Source organism: Rhodoferax sp. OV413 (assembly GCF_945881795.1).
GTDB lineage: Bacteria > Pseudomonadota > Gammaproteobacteria > Burkholderiales > Burkholderiaceae_C > Allorhodoferax.
The window spans coordinates 1-16272 of sequence record NZ_CAMCVG010000001.1; the positions used below are offsets into that span (position 1 = coordinate 1).

General features: G+C 63.5%; 14 protein-coding genes and 1 other RNA gene. 13 read left to right on the forward strand and 2 right to left on the reverse strand.

Going from position 1 to position 16272, the window contains the following annotated elements; translation table 11 throughout:
* Positions 1–211: 211 nt before the first annotated feature.
* From Q0O05_RS00005 to htpX, 4 genes are all read left to right on the forward strand, one after another.
* The gene (locus Q0O05_RS00005) at positions 212–1210 is read left to right on the forward strand and encodes a LysR family transcriptional regulator (protein WP_293659676.1); all 999 of its coding nucleotides are present in this window, start codon (positions 212–214) and stop codon (positions 1208–1210) included.
* Positions 1207–2256 carry a dihydroorotase gene (gene pyrC, locus Q0O05_RS00010; RefSeq protein WP_293659677.1) on the forward strand — a complete coding sequence of 350 codons (1050 nt, stop codon included), beginning with the start codon at positions 1207–1209 and terminating at the stop codon, positions 2254–2256. Before Q0O05_RS00005 ends, pyrC begins: the two co-directional genes overlap by 4 nt.
* Positions 2241–2984: a DUF3025 domain-containing protein gene (locus Q0O05_RS00015; RefSeq protein WP_293659678.1), complete on the forward strand. Its 744-nt coding sequence runs from the start codon at positions 2241–2243 to the stop codon at positions 2982–2984. The genes pyrC and Q0O05_RS00015 overlap by 16 nt, the downstream gene beginning before the upstream one ends.
* A 98-nt stretch (positions 2985–3082) precedes the next feature.
* Positions 3083–3958 (forward strand): protease HtpX, encoded by an 876-nt coding sequence (gene htpX / locus Q0O05_RS00020; RefSeq protein WP_293659679.1) that lies wholly within the window; start codon positions 3083–3085, stop codon positions 3956–3958.
* 102 nt (positions 3959–4060) lie between these two features.
* Here the strand turns inward: htpX and Q0O05_RS00025 are convergent, their stop codons facing one another.
* Positions 4061–5866 (reverse strand): NAD(P)/FAD-dependent oxidoreductase, encoded by a 1806-nt coding sequence (locus tag Q0O05_RS00025; protein WP_293659680.1) that lies wholly within the window; start codon positions 5864–5866, stop codon positions 4061–4063.
* Positions 5867–5909: 43 nt separating this feature from the next.
* Positions 5910–6827, reverse strand: coding sequence for a cysteine synthase A (cysK, locus tag Q0O05_RS00030; protein WP_293659681.1), 918 nt, complete (start codon positions 6825–6827; stop codon positions 5910–5912).
* A gap of 86 nt (positions 6828–6913) precedes the next feature.
* Here cysK and rnpB point away from each other — a divergent pair.
* From rnpB to Q0O05_RS00075, 9 genes are all read left to right on the forward strand, one after another.
* An RNA gene (rnpB, locus tag Q0O05_RS00035) (RNase P RNA component class A) lies at positions 6914–7258 on the forward strand.
* A 46-nt stretch (positions 7259–7304) separates the two neighbouring features.
* On the forward strand, positions 7305–7733 hold the full coding sequence (locus Q0O05_RS00040) for a CBS domain-containing protein (protein ID WP_293659683.1): 429 nt from the start codon (positions 7305–7307) through the stop codon (positions 7731–7733).
* A 136-nt stretch (positions 7734–7869) separates the two neighbouring features.
* Positions 7870–9090, forward strand: coding sequence for a branched-chain amino acid ABC transporter substrate-binding protein (locus Q0O05_RS00045; RefSeq protein ID WP_293659684.1), 1221 nt, complete (start codon positions 7870–7872; stop codon positions 9088–9090).
* A complete protein-coding gene (locus Q0O05_RS00050) occupies positions 9072–9881 on the forward strand; it encodes an ABC transporter permease (RefSeq protein WP_293659685.1) in 810 nt (269 codons plus the stop codon). Before Q0O05_RS00045 ends, Q0O05_RS00050 begins: the two co-directional genes overlap by 19 nt.
* A 24-nt stretch (positions 9882–9905) precedes the next feature.
* On the forward strand, positions 9906–12050 hold the full coding sequence (locus tag Q0O05_RS00055; RefSeq protein ID WP_293659687.1) for a 4Fe-4S binding protein: 2145 nt from the start codon (positions 9906–9908) through the stop codon (positions 12048–12050).
* Complete coding sequence (locus Q0O05_RS00060; RefSeq protein ID WP_293659689.1) at positions 12047–13042, forward strand: FAD:protein FMN transferase; 996 nt, start codon at positions 12047–12049, stop codon at positions 13040–13042. The genes Q0O05_RS00055 and Q0O05_RS00060 overlap by 4 nt, the downstream gene beginning before the upstream one ends.
* A 281-nt stretch (positions 13043–13323) precedes the next feature.
* The gene (locus Q0O05_RS00065) at positions 13324–15018 is read left to right on the forward strand and encodes a PQQ-dependent methanol/ethanol family dehydrogenase (RefSeq protein WP_293659763.1); all 1695 of its coding nucleotides are present in this window, start codon (positions 13324–13326) and stop codon (positions 15016–15018) included.
* Positions 15019–15091: 73 nt separating this feature from the next.
* Positions 15092–15424, forward strand: a complete 333-nt coding sequence (locus Q0O05_RS00070) for a c-type cytochrome (protein ID WP_293659691.1) — start codon at positions 15092–15094, stop codon at positions 15422–15424.
* 18 nt (positions 15425–15442) lie between these two features.
* On the forward strand, positions 15443–16264 hold the full coding sequence (locus Q0O05_RS00075) for a tetratricopeptide repeat protein (protein WP_293659693.1): 822 nt from the start codon (positions 15443–15445) through the stop codon (positions 16262–16264).
* The last annotated feature ends 8 nt before the right edge of the window (positions 16265–16272 follow it).

Below are 16272 nucleotides of genomic sequence, written 5' to 3' on the forward strand. Positions count from 1 at the left end.
GTTTTTGATGCAACACAGCTGCCACTGGTTTTGCCGCTCCCGGGCGGTGGCCTCGGCGCGTCTGATGGCGCGCCACAAAACCTCGTACGCGCAGGTGCTCAAAAGCGTCTCGGGCCAGACCCGCGAGGCTTACGTACGGCTGGTGGGGCGCAAGGCCTGAAGAGCGTGGTGATGCTGCGCCATCTATGCATTCCGCGCATAATTTGCGCCCATGGAAACCAAATGGCTTGAAGACTTTGTGTCGCTGGCGGAAACGCGCAGTTTCAGCCGCTCCGCGCAGCTGCGCCATGTGACCCAGCCGGCGTTTTCGCGGCGCATTCAGTCGCTCGAGGCCTGGGCCGGCACTGATCTGGTGGACCGCAGCAGCTACCCGACCCGCCTCACCCCCGCCGGCGAAACGCTTTACGACCAATCCATCGAAGTGCTGCAGGCCCTGCAAAGCACCCGCGCCATGCTGCGCGGCCATGCCACCTCCGCGCAGGACGTGGTGGAGTTCGCGGTGCCGCACACGCTGGCCTTTACCTTTTTTCCGGCCTGGGTGTCGGCGCTGCGCGACACCTTCGGCCCCTTCAAGAGCCGGCTCATCGCCCTCAATGTGCACGACGCCGTCACCCGCCTGGTCGAGGGCAGCTGCGACCTGCTGATTGCGTACCACCACGCCTCGCAGCCCTATCAGGTCGACGCCGAACGCTATGAAATGGTGAGCCTGGGCGAGGAGGTTGTGGCCCCCTATTCCAAGCCCGACGCCGACGGCAAGCCCCTGTTTTGCCTGCCTGGCGCCGGCGCCCGGCCGCTGCCTTATTTGGGCTATGCGCCCGGCGCCTATCTGGCCCAGATGGTGGAGCTGATCCTCAAGCAATCCGAGGTGCCTATTCATGTGGACCGGGTGTACGAGACCGACATGGCCGAGGGACTCAAGGCCATGGCGCTCGAAGGCCACGGTCTTGCCTTCCTGCCCCACAGTGCGGTCAAGAACGATGTGGCCGCCGGCAAGCTGGTCAGCGCGGTGCCGCCAAGGCGATCCGCGCAGCCGGCCTTTCAAATCACCATGGAGGTGCGGGCCTACCGCGAGCGCCTGCTGGTTCGGGAGTCGGCCCGCAGCCTGAGCCCCGCCCAGCGCGCGCTCAGCCGCACGCCCAAGGGCGCCGCGCAAGCCCTGTGGGACTACCTCCAGTCACACGCCACGCTTTTGGGACAATCCGCACCATGAACGCTAGCCCGACCTTGCAAAACAGCATCACCATCACCCGCCCCGACGACTGGCACCTGCATGTGCGCGACGGTACGGCCCTGCAGACCGTGGTGCCCCATACCGCAGCCCAATTCGGCCGCGCGGTCATCATGCCCAACCTCAGGCCGCCGGTCACCACTGCCGCGCAGGCGCTGGCTTACAAGGCCCGCATTCAGGCGGCGGTGCCGGCGGGTGTTTCGTTTGAGCCGCTGATGACGCTCTACCTCACCGACAACCTGCCCGCGGACGAAATTGCCCGCGCCAAAGATGCCGGCGTAGTGGCTGCCAAGCTCTACCCCGCAGGCGCCACCACCAACAGCGACGCCGGCGTGACCGACATCCGCAAGACCTACAAGACGCTCGAAGCCATGCAAAAAGCGGGGATGCTGCTGCTGGTGCACGGCGAGGTGACCAGCGCAGACATTGATCTGTTTGATCGCGAGGCGGTTTTCATCGACCAGCAGCTCATCCCGCTGCGGCGGGATTTTCCCGAGCTCAAGATCGTGTTTGAGCACATCACCACACGGGAGGCCGCGCAATACGTCGCCGAGGCCGACGGCTTCACCGCCGCCAGCATCACCGCCCACCACCTGCTCTACAACCGCAACGCCATCTTCATGGGCGGCATTCGGCCCCACTACTACTGCCTGCCGGTGCTCAAGCGCGAAACCCACCGCCTGGCTCTGGTGCAGGCGGCCACCGGCGGCTCGCGCAAATTCTTTCTGGGAACCGACAGCGCGCCGCACCCCGCGCAACTCAAAGAACACGCCAGCGGCTGCGCCGGCTGCTACACCGCGCACGCCGCCATGGAGCTGTACGCCCAGGCCTTTGATACCGCCGGCGCTCTGACGCAGCTCGAAGGCTTTGCCAGCTTTCATGGGGCCGACTTCTACGGCCTGCCTCGCAACGCCGGCACCATCACCCTGCGGCGCGAGACCTGGATACCGCCCGAGAGCTTTGCCTTCGGCGAGGCGAGCTTGAAGCCCTTGGCCGCCGGCGAAGCATTGCAGTGGCGCATGGTCTAGAGGCCATTGACTGGGCGGCGCCCTGGCTGAGGCCGTGGCGCGTTCTGGGCGCTGAAATTGCCGCGCGGGCCGATGCCGGCATCTCAGTGGCCCAGGCCCTGAACGACGCCGGCTTGGCGCCGGTGCGCTTCGTGCCGCAGGCCGAACTGCCGGCGGGCGTGGCCTACGAGCGGCATATTTTTGACACCGACTGCGTGCCCACCCGCGACGGGCTGCACGATTTTTTCAATGGCCTGTGCTGGATGCATTTCCCGCAGTCCAAACGCCGCCTCAACCAGCTGCAGGCTGAACACACCGCGCAAACCGGCATCCAGCCCGTTCGTGGCCCGGCGCGGGATGCGCTGACCGTGTTCGATGAAAACGCCGCCCTGTTCGTCGCGCCGGACGACCTGTGGGACGCGCTGGCCGCCAAAGACTGGGCGCGCCTGTTCGGTCCCTTGCGGCCGCTGTGGCAGGAGGCGACTCTGGTTCTGTTCGGCCACGCCTTGCTGGAGAAGCTGGTTTACCCACGAAAACCCATTACAGCCCATGTATTCCGTGCGCAAGCAGCTACTAATTCGATAGCAGACGTAGATGCCTGGCTCGCCGGCACGCTGAGCGCCCCGATGCTGGCGGCCAAGCCCTTTGCGCACCTGCCGGTGCTGGGCGTGCCGGGCTGGTGGCCGGACAACGCGCAGCCGGACTTCTATGCCGATGTCAGCGTCTTTCGCACGCCGCAAAGGCCATAAACTCCGTGGGCTCAAGCCGGTGGATGCTTGAATTCCGCCACTGCATCCCTACTATGGGTGACACGGGCCCTGGTCGGGCGCTTTTAGGAAGAGAGACTATGAAACGCATTTTTCTGTTTATCGTGACCAACCTGCTGGTCGTGGTGGTGCTGGGCATTGTTGCCAGCCTGCTGGGGGTGAACCAGTTCCTCACCTCCAACGGCCTGAATCTGGGCATGTTGCTGGGATTTGCACTCGTCATGGGTTTTGGCGGCGCCATCATCTCTTTGCTCATTAGCAAGCCACTGGCCAAGTGGTCTTCGGGCGTAAAGGTCATCGAGCAGCCGCAAAACGCGGACGAGGCCTGGATTGTCGAGACGGTGCGCAAGTTCGCCGACAAGGCCGGCATCGGCATGCCAGAGGTGGGTATTTTTGAGGGCGAGCCCAACGCCTTTGCCACCGGCGCTTTCAAGAACAGCGCGCTGGTCGCCGTGTCTACCGGCCTGCTGCGCGGCATGACCCGCGAGGAAATTGAGGCGGTTATCGGCCACGAGGTCGCCCACATTGCCAACGGCGACATGGTCACCATGACCCTGATTCAGGGCGTGATGAATACTTTTGTGGTGTTTATCAGCCGCGTGGTGGGTTATGCGGTCGACAGCTTCCTGCGCAAGAACGACGAAGAAAACACAGGCCCCGGCATCGGCTACTTTGTGACCACCATCGTGATGGACATCGTGCTCGGCTTCGCGGCGGCGATAGTGGTGGCCTGGTTCAGCCGCCAGCGCGAGTTCCGTGCGGATGCCGGCGCCGCCCAGCTCATGGGCCGCAAGCAGCCCATGGTGAACGCCCTGGCCCGCCTGGGTGGAATGACCCCCGGCGAGCTGCCCAAGACCGTGGCCGCCATGGGCATTGCCGGCGGCATCGGTCAGCTCTTCAGCACTCACCCGCCGATCGAAGATCGCATTGCCGCGCTGCAAAACGCGAAGCTGTAAACCCGGGAGCCGGCGCACGGTGCGACGCGCTGTGATGCGCCGGTCGGATCCGCTTCGAAGCCCCGCAACGCCAACGGTGTTGCGGGGCTTCTTTTTGCGGATTCAGTGCCGGGCGACCATGTCCAAGGCCAGCGCCTCGGCCACCTTGATGCCGTCCACCGCGGCGGACAAGATGCCGCCGGCGTAGGAGGCGCCTTCGCCGGCGGGGTAGAGGCCGCGCACGTTGCTGCACTGCAGGTCGGCGCCGCGGGGGATTTTGATGGGGCTGGAGGTACGGGTTTCTACGCCGGTCAGCACGGCATCAGCCATGTCAAAGCCTTTGATCTTGCGGCCGAACACCGGCAGCGCCTCGCGCATGGCCTCGATGGCATAGGCGGGCAGGGCGGAGCTGAGGTCGCCCAGCGCCACGCCGGGCTGGTACGACGGCGTGACGCTGCCCAAAGCGCTTGACGGCCTGTCGGCAATAAAGTCCCCCACCAGCTGGCCGGGTGCCTCGTAGGTGCTGCCGCCCAGAGTGTAGGCGCCGCTCTCGAGCTGGCGCTGCAGCGCAATGCCCGACATCGGGTGCGCTTCGCGCGGGTTGAGGGCCTTCAGGGCGGCGGCCTCGGCGGCATAACGCGGGCCGCGCTCGGGGCCGAAGGCGTGGGTGAAGGCGGCCTCGTCGTCGGGGTAGTCGGGTGGGTCAATGCCCACCACCATGCCGGCGTTGGCATTGCGCTCGGCGCGGGAATACTGGCTCATGCCGTTGGTCACCACCCGCCCGGGTTCGCTGGTAGCGGCCACCACTGTGCCGCCCGGGCACATGCAAAAGCTGTACACCGCACGGCCGTTCTGCGCGTGGTGAACCAGCTTGTAGTCGGCGGCCCCCAAGAGCGGATGGCCGGCATGGCGGCCCCAGCGGGCGCGGTCAATCACGCCTTGCGGGTGTTCGATGCGAAAGCCCACCGAGAACGGCTTGGCCTGCATGGCCACGCCGCTCTCGTACAACATGGCGAAGGTGTCGCGCGCGCTGTGGCCAAGGGCAATCACCACATGGCTGGCCGGCAACTCGTAACGGCTTCCCGTGGCAAGGTTTTCGACCTCCAGCGCCCGTACAGACTGCGCAGGCTGCTCTGAATTCAGGAGCAAGTTGCTGACGCGCTGCTCGAACCGGATCTCACCGCCCAAGGCAATGATTTGCTCGCGCAGCCCCTCCACCACCTTGACCAGCTTGAAGGTGCCGATGTGCGGGTGCGCCTCGTACAGGATTTCGGCGGGGGCACCGTGCTGCACAAACTCCTCCATCACCTTGCGGCCCAGAAAGCGCGGGTCCTTGATCTGGCTGTAGAGCTTGCCGTCTGAAAACGTGCCGGCGCCGCCCTCGCCGAACTGCACGTTGCTCTCCGCATTCAAATTCTTTTTGCGCCACAGGCCCCAGGTGTCCTTGGTGCGCTGGCGAACCGGTTTGCCGCGCTCCAGCACGATGGGCCGGAAGCCCATTTGCGCCAGCACCAGCGCCGCAAACATGCCGCACGGGCCAAATCCCACCACCACGGGGCGAGTTCGCAACCCAGCCGGCGCCTGCGCCACCATGCGGTAAGCCGTGTCGGGGGTTGCGCCAATGTGGGGGTGGCCGGCGTGTTGGTCCAACAAGCGGGCCTCCAGCGACGCGTCTGCCAGGGTGAGGTCTACGATGTAGACCGCCAGCAAATCCACCTTGCGGGCATCGAAGCTGCGCTTGAATACCTGCATATGGGCAATGGCTGACGGGTCTACGCCCAGGGCCTGGGCGCTCAGGCGGGTGAGGGCGTCCAGCGGGTGGGCCACCGGCGCGCGGTCTGCCTCGGTCTCAGACGGCGCGTCGGAGGCGCGGCGCGTCTCGACGGGCAGCGCCGAAAGCGGGAGTTTGAGTTCAGTAATGCGGATCATGGGGGGCTCGTGGTTATCAAGCAGCCCCGATTTTAGGTTCCGCTTATGCCAGCAGGTAGCCCTCGACCGACAGGTAGCGCTCGCCGGTGTCGTAGTTAAAGCCCAGCACCGTGCTGCCGGCGGCAATCTCGGGCAATTTTTGGGCAATGGCGGCCAGCGTGGCGCCGCTGGAGATACCTACCAGCAGACCCTCTTCGCGGGCGGAGCGGCGGCCGTACTCACGGGCGATTTCGGCTTCCACCTGAATCACGCCGTCCAGCAGCTCGGTCTTCAAGTTCTTGGGGATAAAGCCCGCGCCGATGCCCTGAATCGGGTGGGGCGCAGGCGCGCCGCCGCTGATGACCGGCGAGGCGCTGGGTTCCACTGCAAACACCTTGAGCTGCGGCCATTGGGCCTTGAGCACCTGCGCCACTCCGCTGATGTGGCCGCCGGTGCCCACGCCGGTGATGATGTAGTCCACACCGCCGGGGAAGTCGTTGGCAATTTCCAGCGCGGTGGTGCGCACATGGATGTCGATGTTCGACGGATTCTCGAACTGCTGCGGAATCCAGGCGCCGGGCGTTTGGGCCTTGAGTTCTTCGGCGCGGGCGATGGCGCCTTTCATGCCTTTTTCGCGCGGAGTCAGATCGAAGCTGGCGCCATAGGCCAGCATCAGGCGGCGGCGCTCGATGGACATGCTGTCGGGCATGACCAGAACGAGTTTGTAGCCCTTGACCGCGGCAACCAGCGCCAGACCCACGCCGGTGTTGCCCGAGGTGGGCTCGATGATGGTCGCGCCGGGCTGCAGTGCGCCGCTGCGTTCGGCGTCTTCAATCATTGCCAACGCAATCCGGTCCTTGATGGAGCCGCCGGGGTTGGCGCGCTCGTTCTTGACGTACACCTTGTGGCTGTCGCCGAAGAGTTTGTTGATGCGGATGTGGGGCGTGTTGCCGATGGTTTGCAGGACGTTATCAAATGGCATGGGTGTCTCCTGGGTGGTGGGTGTGGGCAATGCATTTTGAGGCAAAGCCCACTGTATGGGAGCTGCACCACTGATAATGCGTCTGTGAAGCCTGCCAGACCACCGCTGGTGCAATTCTGGAAACAGAGCACTGGAGGAACGTCCGGACTGCATAGGGCGGCGTAGCAGCTAACGGCTGTCCACCGACAAGCCGGCCACGCAAGTGGCAGGCCCTAAGGTGAGGATCAGAGCAACAGAGACGAGCCGATTCAGTTCGGGTGAAACGGGCAATCTCTACGCGCAGCAATACCAAGTAGGCACACGTTGACGGGGCCCCCGGAGTGTGCGGGTAGGTAGCATCGAGCCGCTCGGGCGACCGGCGGCCCAGAGTAATGGTGGTCACATGGGGGAAACCCCATGCACAGAATCCGGCTTATCGGTGGGCTTCACACTTTATTTGATGTATGGTGAGTTCCTCACACGTTTGGCGGAGGCACTATGCGACCGATTCTTGAACTGTTGGAAAAACACGGCGGCTCCATCTGGAGCCTGAGCCCTGAGGACAGCGTTTACCAGGCCCTTGAAATGCTGGCCGATTGCGACGTAGGCGCGCTGCTGGTGATGGAGGGCGACAGATTGGTTGGTGTGTTCTCCGAGCGGGACTACACCCGCAAAATCGCCCTTGCCGGCCGGTCTTCCAAAGACACCAAGGTCAAGGACATCATGACCGCCAAGGTGATGGTGGTCTCCCCCCAAACCCGCACGCAAGAATGCATGGCACTGATGAGCCAAAAGCGCATCCGCCACCTGCCGGTTGTCGATGGCGATAAAGTGCTGGGCATGGTCTCCATCAGCGACCTGATGGACGACATCATCAAAGACCACGAACAAACCATCAGCCAGCTGCAGAGCTACATCTCCGGCTGATGGGGCGGTGTTGGCCCGGGTGCCGCAGGCGCGCCCCGCTGCTGGCACCAATCTTGCCATCTCGTAGAAGGGTGTTGCGTTTTGCAACGCCCGCCGGTCCACAGCCCTGATCTTTCCCCATGAGGAGCAGACTACTTTGACATCCCTGCGTCTGGCGCCTTGGCGCGCTCTATTCCTCACTACCGGTCTTGCGACGTGCCTCGCTATATGCCTAGCCCTTGCACACCCCGGGGCTGCCGCTGCCACCATCACCGTGGGGGTGCTGGGACTTGATGACGATTCGCGGTACCAACCCCGCGTGCTGGAAAAGCAGTACCCCGGGCACCCTCAAGGCCGTCAGATGGCAGGCGCTTCGCTGGCTGCAAACGAGTCTGCGCCTGAGATGGAAGCCCTGGGCCACAAGCTGGTGATCAAGAGCTTTTCGGCGGCCAGCGCTGCCGACCTTCCCAAGGCATTGGCCCAGATCAAGGCGGCCAAGGTGCAATACGTATTGCTCGACCTGCCTGAGGCCGAGATCAAAAGCGTGCTCGCTGCGGGCCCCGCGGCAGGGGCGGCGGTGTATTTCAATACCGGCTCGGCGTCCGACGAGCTGCGTGGTGCAGGCTGCAACGCAAACCTGTTGCACACCTACCCCAGCGAGGCCATGCGCAGTGACGCCGTGGCCCAATTTCTCGCAGCGCGCTCCTGGACGCAGGCCTTGGTGCTGCACGGTCCGCGGCCGCAGGATAAGCGGCAGCTGGATGCCTTCAGCCGCTCGGCCAAGCGCTATGGCGTCAAGCTCAGCAAAACCACCCAGTTCAAGCTCTCAACCGACCCGCGCGAGCGCGAGCTGGGCAATGTCCGCCTGCTGACCAAAGAAAAGGGCTACGACGTGGTGGTGGTGGTGGACAGCGACGGCGAGTTTGCCCGCGGCCTCCCCTACAACATCCAGTGGCCACGTCCGGTTGTGGGCGCCAACGGGCTAACCCCCCTGGCGTGGCATCCGCAGTGGGACTTAAATGGCGGGCCCCAGCTCTCGCGCCGTTTCATGCGCTCCGCCGGGCGGCCCATGGCCGAGCACGACTGGGCGTCATGGATTGCTGTCAAGGCAGTCGTGGGGGCATTGGCCGAGCAGCCAAAGGGCAGCGCTGCAGACCACCTCAAGGCCTTGCGGGGTGGGCAGGTGTTTTTGGATGGTTTCAAAGGACCGCGATTGTCGTTCCGCACCTGGGACGGGCAGTTGCGCCAACCGATTTTTCTGGGCCATGCCGATGGCGTGGCCGCTGCGGCTCCATTTGACGGCGTGATGCATCCCACCGATGTGCTGGACACCCTGGGTGTGGACGAGAAGGAGAGCGCATGTCGCAACCGTCCCTGATGCATCTCGCCCGCGCAGTGCGCGCAGTGGTGGGGCGTGAGCTGCTGAAGTTCATGCGCCAGCCCTCCCGGCTGGCCTCAAGCCTGGTGCGGCCTCTGCTGTGGTTTGTGGTTTTCTCTGCGGGTTTTCATAACGTGTTTGGCGTGGCCATCATTCCGCCGTATGAGACCTATGTCGAATACAAGGTCTACATGCTGCCCGGACTGCTGGGGATGATTGCGCTGTTTAACGGCATGCAAAGCTCGCTCTCCATGGTCTACGACCGCGAGATGGGTGTCATGCGCCTGCTGCTGACCGCACCCCTGCCGCGCGGCTGGCTGCTGGGCTTCAAGCTACTGGCCTCCACCGTGTTGTCGTTGTTGCAGATGGTGGTCTTCCTGCTGATTGCGGTGGTGTTCGGGGTGGACTTGGAGCTGGCCAGCTGCCTGCTGGCGCTGCCCTTCATGGCCGTAGGCGCGACCATGCTGGCCGCCATGGGCCTGATGCTGTCGGTCTACATCAAGCAGCTGGAGAACTTTGCCGGCACCATGAACTTTGTCATATTCCCGATGTTCTTCATCAGCACCGCGCTCTATCCGCTGTGGAAGGTGGAGGAGTCCGGCGCACTGTGGTTGTCGCAGCTCGCGCAACTCAACCCGTTCACTTATGTGGTGGAACTGTTGCGATTTGCTCTGGAGGGGCAGTTCAACCCCACTGCGCTGGCCGTGGTGCTGGTGGGCGGCGCAGTGTGTTTTGGCCTCGCTTTGCGGGGTTACGACCCGCAGCGGGGCTGGGTGCGGCAGCGGGCCTGAGGGGGTGCTGTGTGTAAAGCGGCGGTGAGCTTAAAGAGTCATTGGCGCGCAGGCTGGGCTGCTGTGTTCCTCGGGCTGTTTGCGCTGCTGGTGGACGGCCCCTTTGCGCACGCCGGCGTCATGGACCGCGCGGCCATGGAGAAAGCCTTTCCTTCGCCGCTTATCGTCGGTGAGAAAGATCGCGACCTTCCGGTCTGGCCGATCTTCAAGCAAGAGGCCACCGCGACACCCATCGTGGCTTATGCGTTTGAGTCCATCGACTTTGCGGCCATCCCCGGCTTCTCCGGCACACCCATGAACCTGTTGGTGGCGCTGGACAAGGACGGCAAGTTCATGGAAGTCAAAGTGCTGAACCACCACGAGCCGGTGTTTCTGGAAGGGCTGGGAGAGCAGCCTTTGTTCAAGTTTGTGGAGCAATACCAAAATCTCTCGCTCAAGCAGAGCATCAAGATCGGGCTCAACAACGCCAGTGACAACAAGGCCAACAGTGCCAACGTCTACATCGACGGGGTCGCAAAGGCCACCGCCTCGGTGCGCATCTTGAACCAGAGCCTGCTGGCCGCTTCGCTGAAGGTGGCACGCGCCAAGATGGGTTACGGCGCAGGGCGTGACCCCGATATGGTGGGTCGCATCAAGCCCGATGTACTGGACGCGCTGGACTGGCAAGGCCTGGAGCGCAAGGGGCTGATTACCCGCAAAGTGTTTAGCAACGCCGAGGTGGAGGCGGCTTTCAAAGGCACCGCCGCCGAGGGGATGGATGACGGGGGCGGCGCTGCGAACGCTCCCTTCGTAGAGCTGGTATTCGCGCCGCTCACCGTGCCCTCGGTTGGAAGCAGCCTGCTGCCGCCAGCCACCTGGGATTACCTCCAAAAGCGACTGGAGCCCGGCGACCATGCCTTGCTGGTGGCGAGCAAGGGCCGCTACGGCATCGTCGGCGAGGACTTCCAGCGCGGCACCCTGCCGGACCGGCTCAGCCTGACCCAAGGCGGACTGCCGCTGGAAATGCGCGACCTCGATTTGGACACCACTATTGGTTTTCCCGAGGACCTGAAGGATGCGCAATGGCGCGTCTTCCGGGTTATTTCGGCCGCGGGGCTGGACCCTTCTTTGCCCCTGAATTTTGCGCTGCTGGTCTCGCGCAGCAAGGGGCAGTTTATGCCCGAGGTGGTTAACAAGCCTTTTGCGTTTTCTGCAGCCATCCCGGAGCGCTATGTCGAAGCCGCCAGCTCCGACAGCAAGACCTGGGTATTGAGCTGGACCTCACGGGTGTGGGAGTTGGCGTTGTTGGTGGCCGGTCTGGCACTGCTGGCATGGGCGCTGAGCCGGCCGCGCTGGCTGACCGCCAGCGTCTCGCGCTTGCATAGGTTCCGCCTGGGCTATTTGATCTTCACTCTGTTCTTCATAGGCTGGTATGCGCAGGGGCAGTTGTCCATCGTGAATATCACCGCCGTCATTCAGGCGTTGATGGCTGGCCGCAGCCTGGGCTTCCTGCTTTATGACCCGATGACCGTGCTGCTGTGGGCCTTTGTGGCGCTGACCTTTTTTGTCTGGGGACGCGGCACCTTCTGCGGCTGGCTTTGCCCTTTCGGCGCGCTGCAGGACTTGGTAAGTCAGATCACCCGCAAGCTGGGCATTCGGCCGGTGCGGGTATCCGGCGATGTCGACCGGCAGCTCAAGCGGGTGAAATATGCGGTTCTGGGGCTGATCGTGGTGTCGGCCTGTCTGTCGGTGACGTGGACGGACCGGCTGGTGGAGGTGGAGCCCTTCAAGACCAGTATCACGCTGAACTTTGTGCGTGCCTGGCCCTTTGTGTTGTGGGCGGTCGCCATGGTGGCCCTCAGTGCGTTTGTCTACAAGGGCTACTGCAGGTACCTGTGCCCGCTGGGAGCCGGCATGGGCGTGCTGGGACGCTTGCGCCGTTGGGACTGGATCGCCCGCCGCTCGGAGTGCGGGCAGCCCTGCCAGCGCTGCCGCAGCGATTGCGCCTACCAAGCAATCGAGAAGTCCGGCAAGGTGGACTACAACGAATGCTTCCAGTGCATGGACTGCGTGGTGATTTATGAGAGCGCGACCCTCTGCGTTCCTGTGTACAACAGCGCCCGCAAGGGTGGTGCGGCGGCGTCGGGTGCCACTGTGATTCCCATCGTTCCGGAAAGAAGCCCCTCATGAAGCGGCGCAATCTGATTGCCTTTGCAATGGGCGCGGCGGCGGGCTTGGGCAACGGGCCGGCCGCGGCCCGCCCCCACACGGCTGCCATGCAGTGGCAAAGCCGCACGCTGCAGGCCATGGGCACCGCCATGACTGTGCGTGCGGCGCACGCTGAGGGCGCGGTGCTTGCGCGCGCGCTGGACGCGGCGGTGGACGATATTCGAACCCTAGAAGACCAGATGAGTCTGTATCGCGAAGGCAGCGCCATTACCCGGCTCAACCAGGCCGGCCGGCTGGAGCGGGCACCGAACCATCTTCTGCAAGTGCTGCGGGTGGCGCAGGACGTGTCGCGCCGCAGCGGCGGCGCTTTTGATGTGACGGTGCAGCCGCTCTGGGCCGCCTATGCCACAGCGCAGTCGCAGGGGCGGCTGCCGACACCGGCAGAGATTCATGCCGCGCGGCGGCCGGTGGATTGGCGCCAACTGCATGTGGGGGCGCACACCGTGAGCCTGGCGCAGACCGGCATGGCCATTACGCTCAACGGCATTGCCCAAGGCTACTGTGCCGATGTAGTGCGCCTTCGCCTGCAGTCCTTGGGTGTTGCTGATGCGCTGGTGGATACCGGTGAATGGGCGGCGCTGGGCGAGTCGGCGCATGGCACCGACTGGTCGCTGGGGCTGGCAGACCCGCGCGCTCCGGGTGAATTGCTGGCCACGGTGGCCCTTCGGGGGCGCTGCATCGCTTCGTCCGCCGACGACCAGTGCCGCTTCAGCCCCGATGGCCGCGACCATCACATTTTCGATCCAATGGCCGGACGCTCGCCGCCGGAGTTGGCAGCGGTGACCGTGGCTGCCCGCAGCTGCGTGATGGCAGACGCCCTTACCAAGGTGTTTTTTGTGGCGGGCTACGACCGGGCGTTGCCCCTTGCGCGGGCTTGGGGCGTGGATGTGCTGGTGGTGGACAAAAAAGGCCGCTGGCAAGCCAGCGAAGGCTTCGGCGCACGCGTCCTGTAGCGCCATGCGGGCTGTTGCGCCAATTTGGAACAGTGTCGCAGGTCGTCACGCAACAATAGCCCTCACCCGGTGCCGGGAGCCTCGGAAAAACCCTGATGGTGCGGCCTGCTTTTGGCCCTAAAAATGGACTTCTGAGTTGGCACAGTCCTTGCAAAAACCTTCTACGGACTGGTCACTCTGTAAAAAGCGGGACAGTCCGAACCCGCCGGCCGCTGGCCTGTGGATAACGCAACCATTAGCCAGGAGACAACACAGTGAAAAAGAAACTCTTCGCCTTGCTCATGTCGGCAGCTGCCGCGCATGTGTCGGCACAAGTAACAGACGCCATGATTGCAAACGACGCTGCCGATGAAAGCTCGGTTTTGTCGTGGGGCATGGGCACACAAGGCCAGCGCTACTCCGCACTCGATAGCGTCAACACCAAAACCGTGAAGAACCTGGTGCCCGTGTGGTCCATGTCCTTCGGCGGCGAAAAACAACGCGGCCAGGAGTCGCAGCCTTTGGTCTACAAGGGCAAGATGTTCGTGACCGCCTCTTACTCCCGCATTTTTGCGGTGGACGTCAAGACCGGCGAAAAAATCTGGAAGTACGAGCACCGTCTGCCCGAAGGCATCATGCCTTGCTGCGACGTGGTGAACCGTGGCGCTGCCCTGTATGACAACCTGGTGATCTTCGGCACATTGGACGCCCAAATCGTGGCCCTCGACCAAGACACCGGCAAGGTGGTGTGGCGCGAAAAGATTGACGATTACGCAGCCGGCTACAGCTACACCGCAGCCCCTCTGATCGCTGACGGGTTGCTGATGACCGGCCTGTCCGGCGGCGAATTCGGTGTGGTGGGTCGTGTCGAAGCGCGTGACCCCAAGACCGGCAAGCTGGTCTGGACACGCCCCGTAGTCGAAGGCCACATGGGCTACAAAGACGGCAAGGAAAACGGTATTTCCGGCACCACCAACGCCACCTGGCCTGGTGAAATGTGGAAAACCGGTGGTGCATCCCCATGGTTGGGCGGCACTTACGACGCCAAGACCGGCCTCGCCTACTTCGGTACCGGCAACCCCGGCCCATGGAACGCCCACGTGCGCAAGGGTGACAACCTGTACTCCGCTGCCACCGTTGCGATCGATCCAAAGACCGGCAAGATCGTCTGGCACTATCAAAACACCCCCAACGACGCTTGGGACTTTGACGGCGTCAACGAGTTCATCACATTCGACATGGACGGCAAGCGCGTGGGCGGCAAGGCCGACCGTAACGGCTTCTTCTATGTGAACGATGCCGCCACCGGCAAGCTGATCAATGCCTTCCCGTTCGTGAAGGGCAACACATGGGCCAAGAGCATCGACATTGCAACCGGACGTCCGAACTTCGTTCCTGAAAACCGCCCCGGCGACCCTAACGCGTCGGCTGACGGCAAGAAGGGCTCTGCAGTGTTCGCGGCTCCAGGCTTCCTGGGTGGCAAGAACCAACAGCCTATGGCCTACAGCCCCAAGAGCAAGATGTTCTATGTGCCCACCAACGAATGGGGCATGGACATCTGGAACGAGCCCATCACCTACAAGAAGGGCGGCGCTTACCTGGGTGCGGGCTTCACCATCAAGCCTTTGAACAACGACTACATCGGCAGCCTGCGCGCTTTTGATCCCAAGACCGGCAAGATGGCATGGGAGATCAAGAACAACGCGCCTCTGTGGGGTGGTGTTCTGGCAACCGCTGGCGACCTGGTCTTCTGGGGTACGCCTGAAGGCTACCTGAAGGCCGCTGATGCCAAGACCGGCAAGGTGCTGTGGCAATTCCAAACCGGCTCCGGCGTGGTGGCTCCTCCCATCACCTGGAAGCAAGACGGCGAGCAGTACATCAGCGTTGTGTCCGGCTGGGGCGGTGCGGTGCCGCTGTGGGGCGGCGAAGTGGCCAAGAAGGTCAACTTCCTCGAGCAAGGCGGTTCCGTGTGGACATTCAAGTTGCCCAAGAGCTAATCAGCTAGTGTTTTGATGAAACGTGGGGTGTTGGGCGCAAGTTCAGCACCCCTCATTTATTGCCTCAAGTAGCATGAAAAAATTCCTAATTCCTTTGCTTCTGTTGTCCGGCGCTTGCCACGCGACCGGGTTGAGCGCAGCCGATCAGGCCGCCGCCATGGCGATGGCCAAAGACAATGGCTGCTTCTCCTGCCATGCCATGAATGAGAAAGTGGTGGGCCCCTCGTTTTCTGCCATCGCAGAGCGATACCGGGGCGAGGCCGGAGCCGCTGCATCCTTGGTGCAAGCCATACAAAACGGCTCTAAAGGCAAGTGGGGTCGTATTCCCATGCCACCGCACTCTTCCATAGGCCAGGCGGATCTCGCCAAGCTGGCCAACTGGGTGCTGTCAGTTCCCAAGCAATAAAAGCGGGCTACGCGTTCCATGTTCACTTCCCGGGGCGCGGCCTCTCTGGCACTCTCGGGCGCCCTGCTGATCAGTGGCGGCTCCTTGGCGCAAGACAGCACGCGCGCCGATTGGTTGCGCAACCCCGCGATGGGCAACTACAAGGCTTATGCCGAATTCAAGATGGCCCGTTATGACTTCGCCCGGGAAGTCTGGCAAACCCTTGCAGAAGTAGGCAACGGGGATGCCTTGTTCAATTTGGGCATCCTGGCGGAAGACGGGCTGGGTGAGCCGCGCAATATGGGCAAAGCCGAGGCGCTGTACGCAAGCGCTGCATCGACCAACAACTTCAAGGCGCAGTACCGTCTGGGCCTGCTCTATTTCGCGGGCACCCTGCTGCCTCGCAACCCCGACAAAGCGCGCCTGTACCTCTCTCAGGCAGCTTCACACGGGGACCGAGATGCAAAAGCCATGCTGGCTACCTTGGGCCAGGATGCCAGTGCCCTGACGCCCTTGCAACAGGCCGAGCTGCTCAGTGGCGGCGGGCAGCACGAGCGCGCGGCGATCCTGTACCGTGAACTGGCGGAAGCAGGCGACTCCACTGCCCAGGCGCGCCTGGCTTGGGCCTACGAGGCGGGACGCGGTGTACCCATGGACTTGCAAGAGGCGGCTCGCAGGTTTGAGTTGGGTGCGCAGGCCGGCAATCCGGAAGCACAGTACGCTCTGGCCGTGATGTTGCGCACCGGGCGGGGCCGCACGTTAGACCTGCAGAAAAGCCTGGACTGGCTGCAAAAAGCGGCCTCCCAAAATCACCCCGCCGCCATGGCGGCGCTGGTTGCCAGCACTGCTGCCCCGCAATAGGCCTGAAG